This is a genomic window from Geobacillus sp. PLS 41, assembly GCF_056494105.1.
On record NZ_CM151395.1, the window covers coordinates 2,615,321 to 2,639,786 of the forward strand.

Annotated in this window: 15 protein-coding genes and 2 pseudogenes; 4 read left to right on the forward strand and 13 right to left on the reverse strand. The window is 52.4% G+C overall.

Going from position 1 to position 24,466, the window contains the following annotated elements; genetic code table 11:
• Positions 1-55 precede the first annotated feature (55 nt).
• Complete coding sequence (locus ACVX3G_RS13165; RefSeq protein WP_011230934.1) at positions 56-607, reverse strand: DJ-1/PfpI family protein; 552 nt, start codon at positions 605-607, stop codon at positions 56-58.
• 145 nt (positions 608-752) lie between these two features.
• On the opposite strand from ACVX3G_RS13165, the gene ACVX3G_RS13170 reads away from it, so the two are divergent.
• Complete coding sequence (locus tag ACVX3G_RS13170) at positions 753-1,481, forward strand: NAD-dependent deacylase (RefSeq protein WP_014195614.1); 729 nt, start codon at positions 753-755, stop codon at positions 1,479-1,481.
• Entirely contained in the window at positions 1,478-2,350 is an 873-nt protein-coding gene (locus ACVX3G_RS13175; protein WP_014195613.1) for a fructosamine kinase family protein, read from the forward strand. The genes ACVX3G_RS13170 and ACVX3G_RS13175 overlap by 4 nt, the downstream gene beginning before the upstream one ends.
• Before the next feature lie 24 nt (positions 2,351-2,374).
• Here the strand turns inward: ACVX3G_RS13175 and ACVX3G_RS13180 are convergent, their stop codons facing one another.
• From ACVX3G_RS13180 to gltB, 5 genes are all read right to left on the reverse strand, one after another.
• Positions 2,375-4,468 carry a GDYXXLXY domain-containing protein gene (locus ACVX3G_RS13180; RefSeq protein ID WP_014195612.1) on the reverse strand — a complete coding sequence of 698 codons (2,094 nt, stop codon included), beginning with the start codon at positions 4,466-4,468 and terminating at the stop codon, positions 2,375-2,377.
• A 151-nt stretch (positions 4,469-4,619) separates the two neighbouring features.
• Positions 4,620-5,324 (reverse strand): hypothetical protein, encoded by a 705-nt coding sequence (locus ACVX3G_RS13185; RefSeq protein WP_021322065.1) that lies wholly within the window; start codon positions 5,322-5,324, stop codon positions 4,620-4,622.
• A 167-nt stretch (positions 5,325-5,491) separates the two neighbouring features.
• The gene (locus ACVX3G_RS13190; RefSeq protein ID WP_021322066.1) at positions 5,492-6,076 is read right to left on the reverse strand and encodes a phosphatase PAP2 family protein; all 585 of its coding nucleotides are present in this window, start codon (positions 6,074-6,076) and stop codon (positions 5,492-5,494) included.
• Positions 6,077-6,288: 212 nt separating this feature from the next.
• Complete coding sequence (locus ACVX3G_RS13195; RefSeq protein WP_011230928.1) at positions 6,289-7,773, reverse strand: glutamate synthase subunit beta; 1,485 nt, start codon at positions 7,771-7,773, stop codon at positions 6,289-6,291.
• A gap of 146 nt (positions 7,774-7,919) precedes the next feature.
• The gene (gltB, locus tag ACVX3G_RS13200; protein WP_021322067.1) at positions 7,920-12,479 is read right to left on the reverse strand and encodes a glutamate synthase large subunit; all 4,560 of its coding nucleotides are present in this window, start codon (positions 12,477-12,479) and stop codon (positions 7,920-7,922) included.
• Between the two features lie 125 nt (positions 12,480-12,604).
• Here gltB and gltC point away from each other — a divergent pair, with 125 nt between their 5' ends.
• Complete coding sequence (gene gltC / locus ACVX3G_RS13205; protein WP_479454550.1) at positions 12,605-13,516, forward strand: glutamate biosynthesis transcriptional regulator GltC; 912 nt, start codon at positions 12,605-12,607, stop codon at positions 13,514-13,516.
• Positions 13,517-13,817: 301 nt separating this feature from the next.
• On the opposite strand, the gene ACVX3G_RS13210 is transcribed toward gltC, so the two are convergent.
• Entirely contained in the window at positions 13,818-14,804 is a 987-nt protein-coding gene (locus ACVX3G_RS13210) for an NADPH:quinone oxidoreductase family protein (RefSeq protein ID WP_021322068.1), read from the reverse strand.
• A gap of 220 nt (positions 14,805-15,024) precedes the next feature.
• Here ACVX3G_RS13210 and ACVX3G_RS13215 point away from each other — a divergent pair, with 220 nt between their 5' ends.
• A complete protein-coding gene (locus ACVX3G_RS13215; protein ID WP_011230924.1) occupies positions 15,025-15,594 on the forward strand; it encodes a Uma2 family endonuclease in 570 nt (189 codons plus the stop codon).
• Positions 15,595-15,842: 248 nt separating this feature from the next.
• Here ACVX3G_RS13215 and ACVX3G_RS13220 read toward each other — a convergent pair whose 3' ends face one another.
• The 6 genes and pseudogenes from ACVX3G_RS13220 to ACVX3G_RS13245 form a co-directional block, all read right to left on the reverse strand.
• On the reverse strand, positions 15,843-17,195 hold the full coding sequence (locus tag ACVX3G_RS13220) for an aspartate aminotransferase family protein (protein WP_011230923.1): 1,353 nt from the start codon (positions 17,193-17,195) through the stop codon (positions 15,843-15,845).
• Between the two features lie 29 nt (positions 17,196-17,224).
• Positions 17,225-18,691 (reverse strand): CoA-acylating methylmalonate-semialdehyde dehydrogenase, encoded by a 1,467-nt coding sequence (locus tag ACVX3G_RS13225; RefSeq protein WP_033845442.1) that lies wholly within the window; start codon positions 18,689-18,691, stop codon positions 17,225-17,227.
• 396 nt (positions 18,692-19,087) lie between these two features.
• Positions 19,088-20,368, reverse strand: a complete 1,281-nt coding sequence (locus ACVX3G_RS13230) for an IS110 family RNA-guided transposase (protein ID WP_012749415.1) — start codon at positions 20,366-20,368, stop codon at positions 19,088-19,090.
• Positions 20,369-20,746: 378 nt separating this feature from the next.
• A pseudogene (locus ACVX3G_RS13235) lies at positions 20,747-21,924 on the reverse strand (PucR family transcriptional regulator); the annotation flags it as partial.
• 61 nt (positions 21,925-21,985) lie between these two features.
• A complete protein-coding gene (locus tag ACVX3G_RS13240; protein WP_014194949.1) occupies positions 21,986-23,644 on the reverse strand; it encodes an IS1634 family transposase in 1,659 nt (552 codons plus the stop codon).
• A gap of 102 nt (positions 23,645-23,746) precedes the next feature.
• A pseudogene (locus ACVX3G_RS13245) lies at positions 23,747-24,268 on the reverse strand (PucR family transcriptional regulator ligand-binding domain-containing protein); the annotation flags it as partial.
• Between the last annotated feature and the right edge of the window lie 198 nt (positions 24,269-24,466).

Consider the following 24,466-nt stretch of genomic DNA (forward strand, 5'->3'; position numbering starts at 1 on the left):
ACAACAAAACAACGGCCTCCCTTCCTTTAGCCCAAAGGGAGGCCATTCTCTTCCACTATTGAAGCAAGCGGAGAAACTCGCGCATAAACGCCGGCAAATCCGGCCACGCATGGGCGGAGACAAGGTTGCCGTCAACATGGACCGTATTGTCAGACACATACGTTGCTCCGAGCGCTTCGACACCGGGTTTGCAGGCAATATACGCTGTCAAGCTCCGTCCTTTCAACAAATCCGGCATCGTTTCAAAAATGAGCGAGGCGTGGCAAATTGCGGCAATCGGCTTATTCGCCTCAAAGAAATGACGGACGATGCGCTGCACGTTTTCATCAAGGCGAATGTATTCCGGCGCCCGCCCGCCTGGAATGACTAACGCATCGTATTGCGCCGGGTCAACCTCGGCGAACGATGCATGGGCGTCGATCAAATAGCCTTGTTTTTCCACATACGTATCCCAGTCGGCAAAATCATGGACAACGGTGTGCAGTTTCTTTTTCTTCGGCGCGGCAATCGTTACGTCATGCCCTTCCTCCAACAAACGATAATACGGATAATACACCTCCAGCGCCTCAACAGCGTCGCCGGTGATGATCAACACTTTTTTGCTCATGGATTCCCGCCTCCTTGTCCATTTTTTTCTTTCATTTCTATCATACTGGAAACGAGTGAAAAGGAAAAGTAAAATGATTGGTGGAAAGGTATGAAGCAGCAGAAACGAGAGTCGCTATGGTTGCGACAGTAAGGAGGGAAACAGAATGACCATCACCTCATGGCTGGCCGCCTCGCGCCACACCGTCGTGCTGACCGGCGCCGGCATGTCAACCGAAAGCGGGCTGCCCGATTTCCGCTCGCCGCGCACCGGGCTGTGGGCGCGTTTTAACCCGAGCGAACTCGCTACCATCGATGCGCTGTACCATCGCCGTGAATCGTTCGTCGAGTTTTACCAATATCGCATTCGCACCTTGCAACAATGCCAACCGCATGACGGACACCGCTTATTGGCCGATTGGGAGCGGCGCGGGATCGTGCAAACGATTGTGACGCAAAATGTCGATGGCTTTCACCAAGAAGCGGGAAGCCGACGCGTCATCGAACTTCATGGCTCGCTCCGCACCGTCCATTGTCAGCGGTGCGGGGAGTCAAAACCCAGCTTTGTCTATTTGCACGGTGTGTTGACGTGCGAATGCGGCGGAGTTTTGCGCCCGTCGGTCGTGCTGTTTGGCGAGCCGCTGCCGGAGAAAGCCATCGATCAAGCGTGGGAAGCGGCCCGCCAAGCGGACTTGTTCGTTGTGCTCGGCTCCTCTCTGCAGGTATCCCCAGCCAACCAGCTGCCGCTTGTTGCCAAGCGGAGTGGGGCTAAACTCGTGATCATCAATTGGGAACCGACGGAACTGGACGATCTCGCCGATGCTGTCATCCATCAGCGAAAAATCGGTGAAGTGCTGAACGAGCTCAATGAGCAGTTGGCGGAGGTGGATCCATGACCAAAGAAACGATGTTGCAAATGGCGCTCGAATCGATCGGCGACCACTCCCACATCCGCCATTGGCGCCGCGTATCAGGCGGCGACATCAATGACGTCTATCGCGTCCAAAGCGGCAAACAAACGTACTTTATCAAAATGCAACGTTTCCCGCCGAGTGGATTTTTCGCTGCCGAACAGATGGGCCTCGAGCTGATCAGGCAAGCACGTGCCATCAACGTTCCGCATACCTTCGGCTTCGGGGAAGCGGACGGCTGGGGCTGGCTCGTCTTGGAGTGGATCGAAGGAACAGAAACGGAACAGACGGCCGAACAGCTCGGCCGCGGCCTTGCCCGCCTCCATCAATGCCGCGGACCGGCGTTCGGGCTTGACCGCGATACCTATATCGGCATGCTGCCGCAGCGCAACGGCTGGTACGGCCGCTGGACCGACTATTACCGCGACGCCCGCCTTAGACCACAAATAACGCGAGCGGCGGAGAGAGGCCTCCTGCCCGTCAAGCGGCGCAAACGTCTCGAATGGCTGCTCGAGCGGCTTGACCAATGGCTCCCGGATGACTGTTTTCCGTCGCTTTTGCATGGCGATTTATGGAGCGGCAACTGGATTCCAGGACCAGACGGAGTGCCGTATTTGATCGATCCGTCTGTTTTATATGGCCATCATGAGTTTGAGATCGCGTTTACCGAGCTGTTTGGCGGCTTCCCAGTCCGGTTTTATGAGAGCTATCGCGAGCTTATGCCGCTCTCGGCTGATTATCATGGCCGAAAACCACTCTACCAGCTGTTTTACTTGCTCGTTCATCTAAATTTATTTGGCGAAACATACGGCAGCGCGGTTGACCGCGTGCTGGATCGTTACGCGGGGGAGTAGTTTTTCCTGCTTCCCCCGCCATCCTTATTCAGCACGGATCGCTTCGAGCAGCGCATCACCGTTTTCGCTCACGCGCACATAGGCAAACCGAACATTCTCTTGCCGTTTCATCCCCGTTTTTTCCGGAATGAAATACGATTCAATGCCATACAGGACTTGCGGGCCGTGAAACGTACCGGTGATGATCACATCCCCCGGTTGCGGCGTGTATCCCGGCCTTTTTTCCCCATTGACCATATATACGCCAGCCAAACGGTGCACCCCGTCCTCTCCTTTTCGCAGCCCGACTTGCACCCGTCCGCTTCCGTCAAGCGACGGAATGGTGGAAATATCGTACCGAAGCTGAATATAATCCCCTTGCAACATGGAACGTGGATCCAACGGTTCAAGTTCCAACTTTACTACATCACCATATCGCAACAATCGTTCTTTTTGCCACACGGTATAACCTAAAAATGAAAATTGAGCGATCACGACTATGAGCGTCAACAACGAAACGCGCCGCCCCCAGCGCACGCCCAGCCTCCATGTGAAGCCATTTCGTTTCTCAAGCCATACCGCCCATGCGAGCAACACCGCTCCCGCCGCCAGCAAACTGACCGATTTATGAAGCAAATTCCATGCGAGTTCATAATATTTCAGCACGAGATAAAGCGCTGTGTACACCCAAGCGGTCTTCCGCTCCAGTTGCCGACCGCGGAAAAGAAAGAAGGCAAGCGCCAAAATCATGGCGATATTCAACGTCACGTACAGTCCATCAGCCGCAAACACATCAACGCTTGTCGCAATCCCAAGCGCGCCGAACGCCAAGACAAGCGGAGTGAGAAACGGCGTTTCGCGAAAGCGGCCATACGCATACAACCCGCCGTTGACCAAAGCCAAGGTGAGCAACACCATCCGGCCGTCATCCATCACCGAACTTAAGGCGATCCCTAAATAGACCGTCAGCGCCGCCGTCGTCAACCGGCGCACTCCGCTGTCTGATGATCGGATGACGCCAATCGCAAGCCCAATGGCATAGAGGAACAGAGTCGACCGCGAGACCTCCCACGCCATCGCCACCCCGAGCCCATAGCCAACAGCCAGCAGTGTATAACGAACGACCGGATTCCAATGCCAGCCAAATGAGGCGGGAACGACAAACCCAAAGATGGAAATGAAAAAGAGCACGTAAGGCGACCATGACTCTGTCCAAAGGAAATACAAGCCAAGCAGGCTTTGTATGGCCAACGCGGAAGCCGCAAGCGTGACAATCGCTTGAAACGACGCCAAAAAACGCCTTCCAGCTTTCGTCTCCGCTGAAAACAGCCCAGCCCGCCGCAATAGCACAACGCCGCCGCACAGCACAGCAGCGGCCGCCATAAGCCCAATGAGAAGCAGCCACGTTTCAAAATGATCTGCGAGCAAGCGAATGTATTGAATGAACAAAAACAGTCCAGCAAACAAACTCGTCAACAACACGTACGGCCGCTGCTTGGCGATGACAAGAAAATAATAAAGCAACACGGCGAGCAACACGGTATACACGTATGGCCACCATGCGTCGCGCCCATAGGAAAAACCGGTTACGTCAATCACAAGCAGCCAACCTTGCATGGCAATATAAGCGAGATGGGCGACTAACGGCGTACGGCTGACACCAACCAGCACGCCGTTGATCGCTGCAAACAATAAGAGCAAACCAAACGACGACCATTCCGTCCACTCAATCCGATAAGCGGACGGAAAATAATAAAACCAGCACGCAAGCTGCAACAACCCAATCGCGATCACGGACAGCACCCGTTCTTTTGTCAGCAGCGCCAACAAAGCGGTCGGCGCAAGCCAGGCAAGAAACAGCCAATAACTGTCAGCATGCGAATTGTAAATTTGTCCAAGCAACGCCAACGCAATGCCAAATGACAACACCCCGCCGATCAGCATCCAGCGCCCTAAGAAACGATGGCGGCCCCAAAGCGCCGCGCTTGCGATGTAAAATGCCGCCATCATGCCGATGCTGATTCCGACTTTCACCTCTCGCCCCATCCCCGGCCAGTTGGCGGCAAAAAAATACACAATGCCGGCAATGATGCACAAAAACGCCAACGCATACCCCGTTTTCACGATCCGGGCCGCCATATCGCTTCCTCCCTGTGACTCAGATCTTTCCTCTATAAAGCATATGCTGAAAAAGCTGTCTAGAAGACCAGTGAAAACACGCCTTATTCCATCGCATTTTCCTAGTTACCACCGGCCTTTTAGACTTTTTTCTTTGTTGCGGTGAAGAACATTATGGTTGGAGATAATTTTTTAAGTGGAAAATTTCCATATCATGCTCTGTCACTTTTTTCATCAAATAATCGATGGATGCCTGTTTGGAAGAGAACTCGCGCGAAGCCAGATCAAGAGCGGCCTGATGCTTATGAAGCATGTTCTCGATGTGGCGAAAGTGGCTCCGCATTTCTGTTGCGAGGTTGTCAACTTTTTCTTCGACCCGTTCAACTTTCGCTTCAAGCCGTTGTTGCCCTTCTTTGAGCGTTTGCACGTCGCCCTTGATCATGTCCATGTCCGCTTTCAACGTTTGCACGTCGCCTTTGACCGCGTCCATGTCCGCTTTCAACGTTTGCACGTCGCCTTTGACCGCGTCCATGTCCGCTTTCAACGTTTGCACGTCACCTTTGACCGCGTCCATGTCCGCTTTCAACGTTTGCACGTCGCCTTTGACCATGTCCATGTCCGCTTTTAATGTGCGCACATCCTCTTCCACCCGGTGAAGCCGCTGTTCCAAGCGGGCTTGCCCCTCTTGCAACAACTGCACTTCACCTTCCAAGCGCGCCTGTCCTTCTTTCAGCGCTTGGATCTCGCCTTCCAAACGCGCTTGTCCTTCTTGAAGGGCCCGGACATCGCCTTCGATCCGATCGAGCCGCATGTGGATCGGATTCAACTTTTGGTCAAGCAATTCAGCCATTAGTTGCACGAGTTCGGCTTGGCTCATCGTTTCTCACCTCCTTTCCCCCATTGTATCATTGTCCCACACAACGTCATAGTATAGAAAAAGAGATTTTCTTCTCCTTTTCGACAAGATCAGACGCTAAATCAAACCGATGAATCGGCTTCATCATCAAATCAACATGGGGCAAAAAATGATTTTTTGATGATCAGCTACAAACGGCCGCCTCGATGAATCCACATCCGATAAAGAGCAAGACAGGCCGCCAAGTAAGCACCGCCAAGCACAAACCCGCCAAGCACATCAGACGGATAATGCACTTGCAAGCTTAACCGGCTTAAGCCAGTTAAGAGCGCCAGCGCCGCAAACACGCCGTAAATGGCCGCCCGTTCTCCACGCTTGGTGCGCGTTTGCGCCAAAAAATACGCTAAAAGCAGCAAGTAAATCGTCCCGATCATCGCGTGGCCGCTCGGAAAACTGAACCCCCCGATCTCGGCATGCGGCGGGCGCTCCCGCCCCACAACATGCTTGATCCATTCGTTGATGCCATACCCCCCACCAACAGCGACGACAACCAACACCATTCCATAGACATCGCGGCGGAAAAACCATAAACCAATGACAAGCATCACACTGATGATGCCTATTGTTTTCTCATTGCCGAGAAACGTAAACGGATCGAGCCATTGCCATGAATCAAACAGCTGCAGCCCACCTTCGTCAGCCGCCTTTGTCACCCCGGCTGCCACGCTTGCCCAAACAGCCAAAAAAAAGACCGCGCCGACAGCCGCTATCATCCATAATCGTCGGTTCACTCTGACTCACTCCTTGTTGATGCTTCCTCACAACCGCATCAGTCGGTTGCCCACCACTGGATATCAAAGTCGATTTGTACGGAGATCAAACCAAAAGGAAACATTGAAAGTTCCTCATTATAACTTAATATATTTTCATGAACAAAAGAAAAATCCTCCTTAAAAAGCAACACTTTTTAAGGAGGAAACAACCGTTACGACGGCAGCTTCGTCTCTCCCATCAGGAACCGGTCCACTTCACGGGCCGCCCCCCGGCCCTCGTGGATCGCCCAAACGATCAGGCTTTGGCCGCGGCGGGCGTCGCCAGCCGCAAACACGCCCTCGATGTTTGTTGTATATTTGCCGTATGGGGCTTTCACTTTGTTGTTGATCGTTTCAACGCCAAACTGCTTCAACAACGGCTGCTCTGGCCCTTCAAACCCGATGGCGATAAACACCAAATCACACGGCCATACTTGTTCCGTCCCCGGAATTTCTTTAAAGATCGCTTTGCCGTTTTCATCAATGATTTTTTCCATTTGAATCGTATGCAGCTCTTTCACGCGGCCGTGCTCGTCGCCTACGATTTTTTTCGTTTGAATGCAATATTGACGCGGGTCTGCCCCAAATTTCGCCTTCGCTTCCTCATACGCATAATCAAGCGTGAAAACGAGCGGATATTGCGGCCAAGGGTTATTGTCTGGGCGCTTGTCCGGCAAAGCCGGGTGTTTGCCAAACTGGACGACGCTTTTGCAGCCTTGGCGCAGCGCGGTCGCCACGCAGTCGGCCCCCGTGTCGCCGCCCCCGATCACGATGACACGTTTTCCCTTGGCATCGATAAACTGGCCGTCGGCAAAATTCGAATCCAATAAACTTTTCGTCACGCCGGTCAAATAATCCATCGCAAAATGGACCCCCTCAAGCTCCCGGCCTTCAATGGCCAAATCGCGCTGCTTTTGCGCACCGATGCACAAGACGACGGCGTCGTACTGAGCACGAAGTTCGTCAGCCATAATATCTTTGCCGACTTCGGTGTTCGTAATAAACGTGATGCCTTCCTCTTCGAGCAGACGCACCCGCCGCTCGACCACTTCTTTTTCCAACTTCATATTCGGAATGCCGTACATCAATAAGCCGCCGATGCGGTCAGCCCGCTCATACACCGTCACCGAATGGCCGGCTTGGTTGAGTTGGTCAGCGCAGGCCAACCCGGCCGGGCCGGAGCCGACGATGGCCACCTTTTTCCCCGTGCGCGTCTTCGGGATGCGCGGTTTCACCCATCCTTCAGCAAACCCTTTATCAATAATGGCCCGTTCGATTCCTTTAATCGCAACCGCTGGGTCGGAAATGGCCACCGTGCACGATCCTTCGCATGGCGCCGGACAGACGCGTCCAGTAAATTCCGGGAAATTATTGGTCTTTAAAAGTCGGTCAAGCGCTTCTTTCCAGCGCCCTCGGTACACCAAATCGTTCCATTCTGGGATCAAGTTGTGCACCGGACACCCCGAGGTAAGGCCGTTCAGCTCCAATCCCATATGACAAAACGGCGTGCCACAGTCCATACAGCGGGCGCCTTGGCGGGCCAGCACCTCTTCCGAAAACGGCTGTGTATATTCTTTCCAATCATCAAGACGGGAAAGCGGGTCGCGCTTTTTTTCCTCCTCGCGTGCATATTCCATAAACCCTGTTGCTTTTCCCACGATGGTTCCCCCTCCTTCTTTCCGTACACGTCCTCTCTTCTCCCCGATGCGGCCTTCCCGCCTGTTAGGCCAGTCAAAAAGCGAGCCCCGCGCGGCCGCGGGGCCAAAGCGGCGCCGCCATGCCACAGCCGCCCGAAAGGAAGACCTTATTTCGCGGCCGCTTGCAACACATGGACACCGACGGCAGCCGCTTTTTTCCGTTTCGCCACCGTTTCAAACGCCGCCAAGGCAGCTTCATCATACGAAAACCCGGATTGTTCGAGCGCTTGAATCGTTTCCACCATCAGTTTGTAGTTGTGTGGAATGACTTTGACAAACCGGCGGACATACGCATCCCACTCTTCGAGCACTAACGCCGCCCGCGGGCTTCCCGTATAGCGGTAATGGTTTTCGATCATCCGACGCACGTCGCGAATTTCTTCCTCGTCTTCGAGCCGCTCAAACGAGACGAGCTCAAGGTTGGCGGTTTGCTGCCAGCTGTCTTCGTCAGCGAGAACGTAAGCGATGCCCCCGGACATGCCAGCGGCGAAGTTTTTGCCAACCGAACCGAGGATGACGACGCGGCCGCCGGTCATATATTCACACCCGTGATCGCCGACTCCCTCAACAACGGCATGAACGCCGCTGTTGCGCACACAGAACCGTTCACCGGCGCGGCCGCGAATGTACGCCTCGCCGCTCGTCGCCCCGTAGAAAGCGACGTTGCCGATAATGACATTGTCCGCTGCGGCAAACGGCGCCTCATGCGGCGGACGGACGATCACTTTGCCGCCGGAAAGCCCTTTGCCGACGTAGTCGTTCGCGTCGCCGACGAGCTCGAGCGTCATCCCTTTCGGCACAAACGCCGCAAAACTTTGCCCGGCCGATCCGGTGAAATGGAGGCGGATCGTATCATCCGGCAACCCTTCCTCACCGTAGCGTTTCGAAATCTCGCTGCCGGTCATCGCCCCGACCGTGCGGTGGACGTTGCGGATGGCGAGGTGAAGTTCGACCGGCTCCTGCCGTTCAAGCGCTGGCTGCACCGCCGGCAAAATTTCTGTATGATCAAGCGTCTCTTCCAAACGATGGTTTTGCCCTTTGATGCAAGTGCGCGGTCCATCGACTTGGTACAGAAGACGCGACAGATCGAGATGTTTCGCTTTCCAATGCGCTTTCGCCCGCTCGCTTACCTTCAAGACATCGACGCGGCCGACCATTTCGTCGATCGTGCGGAAGCCGAGCTCCGCCATAATTTCCCGCACTTCTTGAGCGACAAAGTACATAAAGTTGACGACATGTTCTGGCTTCCCGGTGAATTTTTTGCGCAGTTCCGGATTTTGCGTCGCCACGCCGACCGGGCATGTATCCAAATGGCAGACGCGCATCATGACACAGCCTAAAACGACGAGCGGTGCCGTCGCAAATCCGAATTCTTCGGCCCCAAACAGCGCCGCCATCACAACGTCACGGCCGGTCATCAATTTGCCGTCGGTTTCTAGAACGACGCGGTCGCGCAACCCATTGAGCATGAGCGTCTGATGCGTTTCCGCCAAACCAAGCTCCCACGGCAGGCCGGCATGTTTAATACTCGTTTTCGGCGAAGCGCCCGTGCCGCCGTCATAGCCGCTGATGACAATGACATCGGCGTTCCCTTTCGCCACGCCAGCGGCGATCGTGCCAACGCCGGCTTTGGCGACGAGCTTCACGCTGATGCGCGCATCTTTGTTGGCGTTTTTCAAATCATAAATGAGTTGGGCCAAATCTTCAATCGAGTAAATGTCATGGTGCGGCGGCGGAGAGATGAGCTCCACCCCTGGCGTTGAGCCGCGCACTTTGCCGACCCACGGATACACTTTGTTGGCCGGAAGCTGCCCGCCTTCACCCGGTTTTGCTCCTTGGGCCATTTTGATTTGCAATTCATCGGCATTGACCAAATAATGGCTTTTTACGCCAAAACGTCCGGACGCCACTTGTTTGATCGCGCTGCGGCGCCAGTCGCCGTTTTCATCTTTCACATAGCGGGCCGGGTCTTCGCCGCCCTCGCCGCTGTTGCTTTTTCCGCCGATCCGGTTCATGGCGATCGCCAGCGCCTCATGGGCTTCCTGGCTGATCGAACCGAACGACATGGCCCCTGTTTTAAAGCGGCGGACGATCGACTCGACCGGTTCGACTTCCTCAATCGGCACCGGTTGCCGGCTCGAATCGAAATCGAACAAATTGCGCAAGAACGTCAACTGTTCTTCATTGGCCAGTTTCGAATATTGTTTATAGAGGTTGTAATCGTTTTTCCGGCACGCCCACTGCAGCAAATGGATCGTCTTCGGATTGAACGCGTGATGTTCGCCGTTGCGCCGCCATTGCAGCTCGCTGCCTGCATCGAGCACATCGTCTTCATGCCGCGCTCCGAAAGCGGCTTCGTGGCGCATTTTCGCTTCTTTCGCAATTTCCGCAAGCCCGATGCCGCCGATTTGCGACGCCGTGCCGGTGAAGTATTCCTCAATGACATCGTCGCCGATGCCGACCGCTTCAAAAATTTGCGCGCCGCGGTAGCTTTGCACCGTCGAAATGCCCATTTTCGACATCACTTTGACGACGCCGTCAACAGCCGCCTTGATGTACGTTTTCGCTGCTTCCCGGTACGACAAGGCGATGACGCCGTTTTCTGACGCCTGGCGGATGGTCTCGAGCGCCAAGTACGGGTTGATGGCGTCCGCCCCGTAGCCGATGAGCGCCGCAAAATGGTGCACTTCCCGCGCTTCGCCGCTTTCGACCAGCAGGCTGACGTTTGTGCGCGTCCCGTTGCGGACAAGGTGTTGATGAAGCCCGCTTACCGCCAGCAACACCGGAATCGCCACATGCGTGTCATCAACGCCGCGGTCGGACAACACGAGGAGCGCCGCGCCGTTTTCGATCGCTTCATCCGCTTTGGCAAACAGCTCATCAAGCGCCTGTTTCAAATCATCAGTAAACAGCGTAGGCAGCACCGCGCACGCAAATTCCGGGTACGGATTGGCTTTTAACGCTGCGAGCTCTTCGTTCGTCAATAGCGGAGTTTCCAAGCGGATGCGCCGCGCCGCTTTGGCGTCCGGATGCAAAATGTTCCCTTCTTTGCCAAGCAGCGTCATCGTCGAGGTGACGACATATTCGCGGATCGCATCAATCGGCGGATTTGTCACTTGGGCGAACAGCTGCTTGAAGTAGTTGAACAAACTTTGCGGCCGCTCCGACAGCACGGCAAGCGGCGCGTCCATGCCCATAGCGCCGGTCGGATCTTTTCCTTCCGCCGCCATCGGCAAAATCGTTTTTTCCACATCTTCAAACGTGTAGCCGAACGCTTTTTGCAGCTTGACAAGCTGCTTCGGCGCTTCGACGTCCTCCGGAATTTCCAGATCGCCAAGCGTGATCATTTGCTCGTTGATCCATTGGCGATATGGCTTTTCATGAGCCATTTCTTCCTTGATTTCCTGGTCAGAGATGATGCGCCCTTGCTCGAGGTCAACCAACAGCATTTTCCCCGGGCTCAGCCGCTCTTTATATAAAATGTTGTTCGGGTCAACATCGATGACGCCGACTTCGGATGAGAAAATAATGTAGTCGTCTTTGGTGACATAATAGCGGGCCGGACGCAAACCGTTCCGGTCCAAAATGGCGCCGATTTGCTTGCCGTCGGTGAACGAAATCGCCGTCGGTCCGTCCCACGGCTCCATGAGACAGCTGTGGTACTCGTAAAACGCCTTTTTCGCCCCGTCCATCTGCTCATCCCAAAACCACGGTTCCGGAATGAGCATCATCGCGACATGGGCCGGCTTCCGGCCAGCGAGAACGAAAAATTCAAACGCATTGTCCAAAATCGACGAGTCGCTGCCGTTCGTATCCAAAATCGGCACGACTTTTTCCAAATCCGCGCCGAACGCTTCCGACACAAATTGTTTCTCGCGCGCCGTCATCCAGTTGACATTGCCGCGCAGCGTGTTGATCTCGCCGTTATGGATCAAATAGCGGTTCGGATGGGCCCGCTCCCAGCTCGGGAACGTGTTCGTGCTGAAGCGCGAGTGCACGAGGGCAAACGCCGAACGGAACCGTTCATCTTGCAAATCCAAATAAAACGCATCGATTTGTTCCGGCGTAAGCAACCCTTTATAAACGATCGTCCGGCTCGAGAAGCTCGCTACATAGCACTCGTTGTTTTCCACACATTTTTCGAATTGTTTGCGGATCACATACAGCTTCCGTTCAAACGCCAACTCATCAGCCACGTCATCACTTGCCGCGACAAACACTTGGCGGATGAACGGCTGGCTTTGCCGCGCCAGTTTGCCAAGCTTTTCACGATCAACTGGAACTGTCCGCCATCCGAGCAGCCGTTGCCCTTCTTGAGCGACGATCTCATTGAACATCGATTCATAGTACGCCCGTTTCGCTTCCTCTTCCGGCAAAAAGAACATCCCGACCCCGTAGCGCCCTTTTTCCGGCAAGTTCATCCCGCCGCACACCGCTTGAAAATACTCATGCGGAATTTGCGTCATAATGCCCGCGCCATCGCCCGTTTCCGGATCGCTCCCTTGTCCGCCGCGGTGTTCAAGCTGGCGAAGCATATGGAGCGCTTTTTCGATAATGTCATGTGACGGTTTTCCTTTCAAATGCGCATAAAACCCGATCCCGCATGCATCATGCTCAAATTCCGGGCGATATAACCCTTGTGCTTCCGGTAATCCGTAGTGTTTCATGCTGCCTTCCCCTCCCGTTCCGAATTGTCTGTAATATTCATTGTAGTTTTCAAAATTAATATAAACAATATATAATTTAGATAAAATCCATCTCATTTTGCGATCAATCAAAAGGAGGGAGAAAAATGGAGCTGCGGCAGCTGCAATATTTCGTGGAAGTCGCCCGGCGCGAACACGTCTCCGAAGCCGCCGATGCCCTCCATGTCGCGCAGTCGGCGATCAGCCGGCAAATCGCAAACTTAGAAGCGGAGCTTGGCGTGCAGCTTTTTGAACGGGAAGGGCGGAACGTGAAGCTCACCCCCATCGGCCGTCATTTTTTGCCGCACGCCGAAGCGGTGTTGAAGGCGGTCGATGATGCAAAGCAACAAATCGAAGAATATTTAGACCCGGAGCGCGGGACGATTAAAATCGGGTTTCCGACAAGCCTGGCAAGCCACATGATGCCCATGGTCATCTCCGCCTTTAAAGCGGAACACCCAAACGTCTCGTTCCATCTCCGCCAAGGGTCGTACTATTATTTAATCGAAGCGGTGAAAAAACGGGAAATTGACTTGGCCTTTCTTGGACCAATTCCCGCACGCGAAATCGGCATCAAAGGGGAAATTTTATTTTCTGAACCGTTTGCGACCCTCCTGCCGAACAGCCATCCGCTCGCTCGCCGCGACCGGATCGTGTTAAACGAACTGCGCCACGACCCGTTTGTTACGTTTCCAAAGGGATACATTTTGCATCAAATCGTCATTGACGCTTGCCACCAAGCCGGATTTTCGCCCAACATCTCATCGGAAGGCGAAGATCTCGATGCCATTAAAGGGCTTGTCTCCGCCGGCATCGGCGTGACCCTCTTGCCGGAGAGCGCCCTGTCGGAAAGCTTGCTTCGCTACGCCGCCAAAGTGCCGATTGAAATGCCGCAAGTGAAGCGAAATGTCGGCATCATCGTCTCCGACCATCACGAGCTCGCCCCGTCGGTGAAAGTGTTTTACCGGTTTGTGAAAGACTTTTTCTCCGAGCTGGAGCGGTACCAATTGCGGGGATAAAAAAGACGCAGGCGCTGCTTCCTGCGTCTTTCTCTTATTCTTCTGCACGCCTGCCTCCCCCGTCCCCTTCACTCTTTTAGAAGACTGGTGATTTAATGAAAAAATCAGCTCAACAATATCCCTTCTCAAGTTAAGAAACCTTGTAAAAATGTCTCTTCTTTTCCAAAAAAAACCACCCATTTGACGAAAATGATCGTTTTTCACCGACCTTTTAGGAAGTGTTCGTGTCAAGGACAAAACAAGAAGGAATGTGGAAGCATCGAGCTTTTGGCGTTGCTTCAAGCAGACCGCGTCCCAAACGTCATCCCAGCCGCACCACCATCCGGCCGCGCAGTTCGCCGCGCAAAATGCGCTTAAGCGCTTGCGGCAATTCAGCGAGCGAAATCTCTTGAGCAATCCGCTCCAAATCCGGCTTTAAGTCGCCAGCGAGCCGCTCCCAAATGCGGAGGCGCACATCCATTGGACAATAGACAGAATCGATGCCAAGCAAGCTGACACCGCGCAAAATAAACGGATGGACCGTCGTCGGCACTTCCGCCCCTCCGGTCAGTCCACTCACCGCCACCGCTCCGCCGTAGCGGATGCGGCTTAACACCGTCGCCAGCGTCCGGCCGCCGACCGGGTCGACCGCCGCGGCCCAGCGCTGCTTATCAAGCGGACGAATGCGTTCAGCCGTGACGTCTTCGCGCGTCAACACTTCCTTGGCGCCGAGGGCGCGCAAATAGTCGTGCTCCGCCGTTTTGCCTGTGCTCGCTTCCACCGTATAGCCGCGCTTCGATAGCATCGACACAGCCAGACTCCCGACGCCGCCCGTCGCCCCCGTGACAAGCACCGGTCCGCGTTCCGGCGTCAACCCATGCTCCTCAAGCCTGTGAATGGACAATGCCGCCGTGAACCCAGCCGTGCCGATCGCCATCGCTTCTTTCAACGTCAACCCTTTTGGCAGCGGCACGAGCCAATCGCCGTGCAGCCGGGCGTACTCGCTGTAGCCCCCGAAATGCGTCACACCGATTTCATATCCGGTCGCGATCACCTCGTCCCCTTCGCGGAAGCGCGGATGTTGCGACGAGACAACCACCCCGGCCAAATCAATTCCCGGCACGAACGGATACGTTTTCACAATTTTGCCGTCCGGAATGGACGCCAATCCATCTTTGTAGTTGACGCTTGAATAATGGACGCGGACAACGACGTCTCCTTCCGGCAAATCATCCATGGATATCGTCTGCACGCCGGCGGTAAATTCTGTTTCGGTTTTGTTGACGACAAACGCTTGAAATGCGGACATCATTCCTCTCCCTTTCTTCATGCATTCTTCTCTCATGTCATTCGACAACCAAACGCCAGATTCCTTTTTTATCATCCTGAACCAAGAAGACCCTCACTCCCGCTTGTGAGCGTAAGCGGGTGATAAATAAACGTCTAATGAAAGTCCTCCCTACACTTCCTTGATTTCTTTTGCTAAACTGTAAACAAACGTATTCTTAAAAATGAAAGAGGGTGAAACAATGGGCAATATCCCTGACTCGAACAAAATTTACACTTACGCTGACTGGAAAACATGGGAAGGTCGCTGGGAACTTATAAATGGAAAAGCATATAATACGACACCTGCTCCATCTTCGGAACATCAATTTGCAGTCGGAGAATTGTATTTTGCTTTGCGCCATTTTTTCCAAAACAAACATTGTTATGTTTTTATGGCGCCGTTTGATGTATTCCTTAGCAAAAATGAAACGTATGAAACCCCTGATGACATTGTCCAACCCGATATTGCCGTGATTTGCAATAAAAAACAGATTGTCCAAAAAGGATGTTACGGGGCACCTACACTGGTTGTTGAAGTCTTGTCACCTTCAACCGCTTTAAAAGACTACAACGAAAAATTTTATACTTACCAACACTATGGAATTGCGGAATATTGGATTGTTGATACTGCTAATAAAATGATTCATGTGTACTATTTGCACGAAGGTACATATCAACGACATGCAACATACGGACAACAAGACACGCTGCATTCCGCACAATTTAAGGACTTAGCTATTCCATTAACGTATGTATTTGAATGGGGTTAAAACGGCTCTTGTTCGGAATGGCCATTCAGTGTTCATGATCGATCTTTCGTCAAACACACAGGAATCGATGATCGGGCAGCCTGCCCTGAGGCAGGTGTCTAAGAATCTCCCATCTCGAAGAACAAGCGCATAGGCGGGAGAACGTTCAGCCCTAGCGACAGCCGCCTGCTTCTATGTTTTTCCGAATGTCTGCACGAAGGCAAATAAAACACCAGCCTGTCGACCCAAGCTGGCGTTTGTCCTTCTTCTTATTGAATGGCCGCTAGCGCCCCGGTCAAGACACGCACCACAAACGAAAGTTCATCATCCGTGATGCAAAGCGGCGGCGATAAGGTGAGCACGTTGTTGTACCCGGCGACTGTCGTTCCGTTTTTGCCGATGATGAGGCCGTTTTCTTTGCATCGATGGATCACTTGATTGACAAGCGACACATCAAGAGGCTCTTTCGTCGCTCGGTCGGCGACCAATTCAATGCCGACAAGCAGCCCTTTGCCGCGCACATCCCCGACGTACGGATGGTCGGCCAGTTTCGTTTTCAGTGCCGAAAGCAGCCATTCGCCCGCTTCACGCGAACGGTCAAACAGACGCTCCTCCTCCATAATCTCGATGTTTTTCAGCGCCACCGCACAAGCAGCCGGATGGCCCCCAAACGTATTGACATGGCGGAAATAGTCGTATTCGCCTGTTCCTTTGAACGCCTCGTAAATCTCTTTCCGAACCGCCGTTGCCGCCAGCGGCAAATACGCGCTCGTAATGCCTTTCGCCATCGTGATAATGTCCGGCTTGACGCCGTAGTGTTGAAATCCGAACGCTTTTCCCGTCCGGCCGAAGCCGCAGATGACTTCATCGACAATAAGCAAAGCCCCGTGTTTTTCACACACTTCTTTGACCGCTTTCATATACCCGTCCGGAGGAATGAGCACACCGCCCCCGGTGATGATCGGCTCCATAATGACGGCCGCAATCGTTTCGCTCAACTCCCACGTCATGACATCATCAATGGCCTTTACCGCCCGCAGTCGGCGCGGATCGTCCGCCGCATCCGGGTCGCGGTAGACATCCGGCGGCGGCACGTGGATGAAACCTGGGGCGAGCGGCTCGTATTTGTATTTCCGCTGCGCCTGCCCGGTGGCTGAGAGCGCCCCCATCGAATTCCCATGGTACGCCCGGTAGCGGGAAATGATTTTGTACCGATGATGCTCCCCGCGTTGCTGATGGTATTGGCGGGCGATTTTAAACGCCGTTTCGTTCGCTTCCGACCCGCTGTTGGAAAAGAAAATCACATACTCATCGCCTAACAGTTCGTTGAGCTTTTCCCCGAGCTGAATCGCCGACAAGTGGCTTTGCGTCAACGGGAAATACGCCAGCGTCTTCAGCTGCTCATACGCCGCTTCGGCGAGTTCCTCGCGCCCGTAGCCGACGTTGACGCACCAGAGCCCGGCCATCGCATCCAAATACTGATGGCCAGCTGCATCCGTCACCCAGCAGCCTTTTGCTTCGGCGGCAATCAGCGTTGCTTGTGGGTTATATGGCTTCATCGAATGCCAGATATATCGGTCATCTTTGTCGAGCCACAGTTGGTGGGTTTGTTCAGTTTGCATGATTCTCTGCCCCTTTCACCCAACACAGGTTAAAAATCAAACCGGGAAGTAATCATCTTTTTGCGCGTGTAAAAATTCACGCCATCTTTTCCATTCACATGAAGATCGCCGTAAAACGAATCTTTCCAGCCAGAGAACGGGAAAAACGCCATCGTCGCCGGCACGCCGACGTTAATGCCCAACATCCCCGCATCGGCCTCTTCACGGAATTTCCGGACGGCCTTCGCATCCTTTGTATAAATCGTCGCCCCGTTCCCATACCGAGACTTCCGAATATAGCTGAGCGCTTCATCTAAATCATTGGCCCTCAGCAAACTTAATACAGGTGCGAAGATCTCTTCTTTGGCGATCGTCATATCCGGGGTGACATAATCAAAAATCGTGGGACCTAAAAAATTGCCTTCGGGTCTATCATCCATTTCCTTTCGTCCATCGCGAAGCAATACAGCACCCTCTTCAATCCCCTTCTGAATGTAGCCTAGCACCTTTTCACGGTGAGACTGCCGAATGACCGGGGTTAATAACACTTCCGGATCCATACCATTCCCAATAATCAACTCATCCGCTTTTTGTTTCAACCGACGGACGAACGTTTCGTTTTCCCCGACAATCACGACTGCACTGCAAGCCATGCAACGCTGGCCCGCGCTGCCAAACGCTGAGCTGATCACATGTTGTACGGCCGTCTCTACATCCGCATCTGGCATGACAATATGATGATTTTTCGCCCCCGACAACGCCTGCACTCGTTTGCCTTGCGCTGCTGTCCGTTCATACACATACTTGGCCACTGGCTGTGAACCGACAAATGAAATCGCACGAATATCCTCATGATCAATCAAGGCGTTGACCACCTCATGCGCTCCATGAACGACATTGAGCACTCCAGGAGGGGCACCTGCCTCCGTAAACAGTTCTGCTAACTTATTGGCCAAAATGGGCGTCCGTTCCGATGGCTTCAATACAAACGTATTGCCGCACACAATCGCCAACGGGAACATCCAAAGCGGCACCATCATGGGGAAGTTGAACGGAGTGATCCCTGCCACAACTCCCAACGGATAACGAAACATTTCCGAGTCAATCTCTTCCGCAATATTCGACAGCGATTCCCCCATCAGCAAAGTCGGAGCGCCGACCGCAAACTCCACGCATTCAATCCCCCGTTGAATTTCTCCGTACGCTTCTTTATACGCTTTGCCATTTTCCTGTACGACAAGCTCCGCTAATTCCTCATGATGCTGGTTTAACAAATGGTGAAATGAAAACATAATCCGCGCTCGTTTGGGAACAGGGACATCTTTCCACGTCGCAAACGCTTTCTTGGCTGCTTGCACCGCTTGATCGACATCCTCTTTGGTTGAGATCGGAACACGCGCCAACACTTCCCCAGTCGCCGGGTTCGGGACTTCTAGCGTTTCTGTGCCACTCGATGCCACCCACTGTCCGCCGATATAGTTTTTGAGAACCGTTGTTTCCGGTTTGGTGATGGACATCAGATTCTCCTCCCTCTAGAAATGTTGATTTATCAAGGCTTTTCGGCCCCTCAGGGGTGTCCAAAAAATATTTTTCGACAAAATCCCTTACATCCTTTTTCAGTTTTGTGGATATCTTACAGACCTAGGGTGCGCTTCGCGGCCACGGCTGGGGATATTTTCCTTCCGTGGGGAGAAGCGTATTCGATGCACCCTTTGGATCTCCGCGTCGCTGATGAGGACGAACCCTCCCATGTCTCCGGGCGTCTTCGCGCCAACATTCCCTCGTTCGGTCTCGTCATCAGGCGGAGGCCGGCCAAGCTCCTTTGGGGACTCAAGGTCGAATGGATGAAATCACGCCAGCTTCTCCGGTGTCATCCTGTTGTCCAACGATTCTTCCGTTCGCAGGGGGAGGCCTTAGGCCGCCCGTTGCACCTGGGACAAGACGTCCTGTTTCATTCGCTCCGCGTCAAACGCTTGTTTCTTCGTACAAATCGCAAACAGCACATTCAACAGCTTCCGGCACAAGGCGACGATGGACTGCTTTCCGGTCAGCGGATTGACGGATCGGGTCGTATAATACTCATGCAGCTCGCGAAACGCCTCGTTATGCCGAATCAGCGGAATCATCGCCCGAAACAGCACCGATCGCAGCCGTTTCCGTCCCCGTTTGGAGATGTGCTTTTGCCCTTTGCGCTGGCCGGAGGAATTCTCCTTGAGCGTCAGGCCCGCCAACTTCACCAATTGACGCGGGTCCCGATAATGGGCGAAGCTGCCGATCTCCGCCAGAAGATCGATGATCGTGGCGTCTCCCAACCCGTCGACCGTTTTCAACCATTGGTACTCCATCGTCGTTTGAACCAATGCCTTCAACTCGGCGTCCAGTGCAGCGATCTCCGCCTCCAATTGGCGGTATCGGCGGACGAGCGCGGCGATCTCAAACCGGGCCATCGCTGTCCCTTCCGTCACCCCAATCGAGTCCTTCGCGGTGTTGATCAACGCCTGAATTTTGGCCTTCTGCGGGCATTTCATCCCTTCGCTTTGCCGGTACACCTCAAGAAGCTCCTCCACCGTCCGGCCGGCCATATCAGCCGGAAGCGGCGTCCACTCCAACACCGAAAGCGCCGTTTTCCCCAGGTCGCGAAACACCGTCCAAAACTCCGGAAAATATCGGTCGGTCCAGCGGACGATCGCGTTTTTCACCGCCGTCTGTTCCTTGCGGAGCTTCTCTTTGAGCGTGCTCCCCACGCGCAAATCGGCTTCAATCTCGTGCAGCAGCCGGGGAACGAGGAATCGTCCGTCTTTTGCCAGTCTGGCAATGACCAGGGCGTCTTTGGCGTCGTGTTTCGTCGGCAGGTTGTCATCAAGTTCTTTCGACCGGCACACATGCGCCGGGTTGACCATGACCAACGGGATCCCGTGCTCCTCGAGGAAGTAGGCGAGGTTCAACCAGTAGTGCCCGGTCGGCTCCACCGCGACGATCACCTGCGGCTTTCCGAACGCTTGCATCGCCTCCTGAATCGCTTCATACAGCTGGCGAAAGCCCTCTTTCGACTGGAAGATCGGGAACGATTTGCGAAGCACACGCCCCCGGTCATCCACGAAGCAGGCGTAGTGGGTTCGTTTCGCGATATCGATGCCCACGACAAGCGTTTGTTCGGTGACTTGATCAATTTTATAGTTTTGTGTACAATTCATCTGAAGTCCTCCTTGGTATGGTGAGTGATGTGTTTGACACCCCTGCATCATACCAAGAGGGCTTTTTTTGATCAAGTCCCCGGAAAAGCTCCTAACGGGAATGCTCCTTATTCCTATCTTTGTTCATGATCTAAATATTTTGTATTGTTACACAAAATTATCCTCCAGTTTTTGATTGCCTTCACTAGACAAAGCGTAAAAGCGATTAGCCTATTTATTCCACAATGTGACCAAATTTTGAAAATGTGCGCGCCTTGGACTGAGATTTTCATGTCGGTGGAGAGCAAAAAATTGCTCATGGATGTTTTTACGAAAGAAATCCCCCTAGAAGCCTACGGCATCTTCTGCTTTTCGCTTCTCAGGGGGGAGACTTCTTACTTACAATCTTCGCAACCGATCATGCTGCACATATTTGTTTTCCATACTTTGCGAGTGTAAATATTCATATGCCTTGATCATAAACTCAATAGCGAGCCGTTTTTCCGGATTCATAAAATCCTCTCCTAAAAGCGACTCTAGTTTTTGGATTCGATGATACAGCGTTTGCCTAACGACAAATAGTCTTTGTGCGGTTTCTTTTTTTGAACCGTTACACGCCAAATATACCTTTAACGTTTCCAACAAGTTTCCATTATATTTTTCATCGTATTGAAGAACAGGCTCTAAGTATTCCATGACAACTTCATACAAATCATTGTATTTATGAATAAGGGAAATAATTCGATAGATATGCAAATCCTCATAAAAACAGCTATTGGCTCTGCCGCCAAGATGATGTTGAATTTTGATCGTCTCTAAAGCCGTCCGATAACTTTTGTCCATATGAGAAACATTTTCGATAAATTTTCCGACCCCGACAACAAATTGAGGTAATTTCTTCTTTTGAATATAATCCGATTCAAGCAAAGAATTCAGTCCTATTTTCATTCGACTTTTCCATGTTTTCATTTCCCTGTTATTGATCATAATAAATACGATGCTGCTGTGAAAATCGACAGGAAATGTCGAAAAACCTTGTTGTTCAAAAATCGTCCGGCATAGCATTTTAAAATAAATCATGTCTAAATTCGAGCATTGCTTCATTGAAGATTTAAAACGGACAACAAGCACTGTCCCTCCTTTTGGATTTGGCTCTGCCCCATACTCAGCCAAATAACTAAACACATTTTCAATGGGATGCTCTCCCTCTAGCCAGCTTTTCAACCACTCATTTTCTTCTACTCTCTTTTTTTCATCGACATACAAATCACGAAGCAGATGCTGTGCCAGCGCAGTTGCCGTACGATCCAAAATCAGCAGATCAAATTCGCTGATTTCCTTTCCGGTTGACACAATGGATAGCTCGGCATATTCATTCCCGAGAAATTGGATCGGTTGGGTGGCCACTCTTTTCTTGGAAGCTGCGTTGTCGTCAACTATCAACTGTTCTTCCTTAAATGTTTTGCTATATTTAGGAAATATCTCCACCTCTCTGCCGTTTATTTTAAAACTCACATTTCGCACCCTAACAAGGTCAAAACAAAGGATTTTTTATTTAGTTTTTCAGAATAACTTTTTGACCAACACAACGAGCGATGGCAATCCTTTTTTTACCATCGCTGGTCGTTCCGTATCACGTTACACGTAGATGCTCTCATCCATGCCCAATCCCTGCAGAATCCTTCGCTGATCAGGGGTAAGGGAGCGATCCAGTGAGCGTTGGATGCGCCCATCCGGCAGCTTGAACAGGACGACGTTCACATATTGAAACAGCTGAAAAATCGCCTGTCCCGTCGGCCGGGTCAGCTTGCGGCCTCCAGGACCCTTCAACGGGTGTTCTGGAGTAATAAACTGACGCACTCGGCGCTGAAAAACGCGGTAAATCGCCAAGGCCAACAGAAACAAATAGCCTAATACTGCGACCCGTTCTGGTTTTTTGACGTAAATCTCATCCGTGAAAAACGGATCTTTCAAAAAAGCGAAGTTCATTTCCACCGAGATCTGCCCTTTATACAGCTTCAAGATCTCTTGGGCATCCATGGGTTGGCCCTTCCATTCCTTCGGAACGGTCGTGACGAGGACAAACCGGGACGCTTTCCGTCTCGCCTGTTCCCACGCGTCTTGGTCGAATTCGACGTCAAGGTGCAAGAAATACAGCGTCTCCACCTCGGGTTCCGCCCCTTTTTTCGGCCGTCCGCGCCGTTTTTTCAGGCGTACGATCTCTTCGACCGCGGCCTCAACCCGATGAAACCGGGGGCGAAGGGACGCCTTGAGGGACGCCAAGGCTTGTTCGGCATCTTCCCGGCAGGAGAAGGGGTGACGCTCCCAACGGGCTTGTTCCTCGCGAAGAAGCTCCGCTTCTTTGGTTCGTTCTTTTTCAAGCGTCTTTCCTTTTCGCTGGTCGAGCGCGCTCGATTCAACAACGATCAGCCGAACGGGGTGGCCTTCATACGTCGAGGCCGTTTCCCATACCCGGTACGTGGCGCCGTTTCTCTCCGCCAACGTAAAGGGATCGCTCCACGTCGTGTCCTCAGCATCCGCTTCGGCCAGCGCGGTTTTCACGATCCGGAGCGACGAAGGGCCTCTGGTGATCAAAAAGGCGTTGGCCGCTTTGGTTTGCGCCAGGGTCTCTTTCGTCATCGCGGCGGAATCGGCCACGTAAATCCATTCGTCTTCGATTTTGGCCTGCTTCAGCTGTTCATGGACACGAGACAGCACCTCGGGATTCCATGTTTTATCGGGCAGGTTGCCATCGTGCACATCGCCGTAAAACGGGATGCCGTCCTCGTTGCCGACCAGTCCGAAACCGATCTGTTTTTGCCAACGATGATGGCGGTTGTAGCCATGTGTGATCTGCAAAGCCTCTAATGAGGCCGATTCATACGCGCCGTAAACCGTCTTGTCCGTCGTATCGGCGTGAAAGGCTCGGAGGGAAAGGCCTTCTTTGCGATAAATGTGAATCAAGCAAGTGCTGATCACCTTGTGAATATCGGCCTCATACAAGCGGTCGAGATGACGAGCCAAGGCATCGTCGTTCAACCAGGAAGGATGGAGACCGGGACGGATGAGTTTCTCTAGATCGATCTCCTGAGCCCATCGTTCCACGTGAACGAGGGCTTGCCGGCCGTCAAACATATTGTAGATGATGGCCTGAACGGCATCGCTGACTCGAGTCTGGCACTGTGGATCAACGGGAACGAGATGGTCAATCAATTGGGGCAGGCCCAGTTTCTTGAATAGGGCACTTATTATATTCAAATAATGATTGCGATAGACCTTTTTGACTTGAACGTTCATAAGAGAAAAACTCCTTTACGTTCCTTGTGTGTCAAGGATTCATTCGACATCGGAACGAAAAAATCCTCCCGATTTTCGTCGAGAGGGTGCGAAATGTGAGTTAAAAACCACTTGATGTCCCGAATAGTGGTGCAATAGTTTTAAAATTTCACTATAATGGTCCATTGAAAGTAATTTTTTGTTTAATTGCTGTGAATATGATTCTAGTCCGGAGATGATTTCATAGTGTTGGTTAATTAAATAAGTGTGGATGTCTTGGGTGATCTCAACGAAAGGCACTTCTTTGAGAAAGAGAATGATCGGAAAGTGATGCGCATTCGCTAAATCGATTACTTCTTGCGGAACAGAAGGAGTATGCATACCGATTTCAATACATAATCCCGAAGCGTCACAGTTGATAAGCTGTTCTACAAACGATCGAAACAGTTCCTTATTTTCCTTCCATCCTACCCCAGTAGATAAAATCAGCTCTTTTCCGTTTAACAGATGATGGATTTTCGCAACCTCGACAACATGAACCCATTTTACAGTGCGGTTGAGCCCATTATGCCCTGCAACCACTTCAACATGTTCAAAATGTTTCCGCTTTAGAATATCAGAAACCGTTAATGTAGGAGTCTTCATACACTTTGTTTCACTCCCCTTACACCAATCATGGCAATGCCATTTTAATATTAGGCAGCGTAAACGGTCGCTCCTGCTTCTATCACAAATTTTTATGTAACGGCTTGGCTATATATGGCCTTCTACGTTTCATTATACAGAAAGCAACATCATCGATCTCGTTTTATGTTATGAGATGTGACATTCATTTAGGCGATT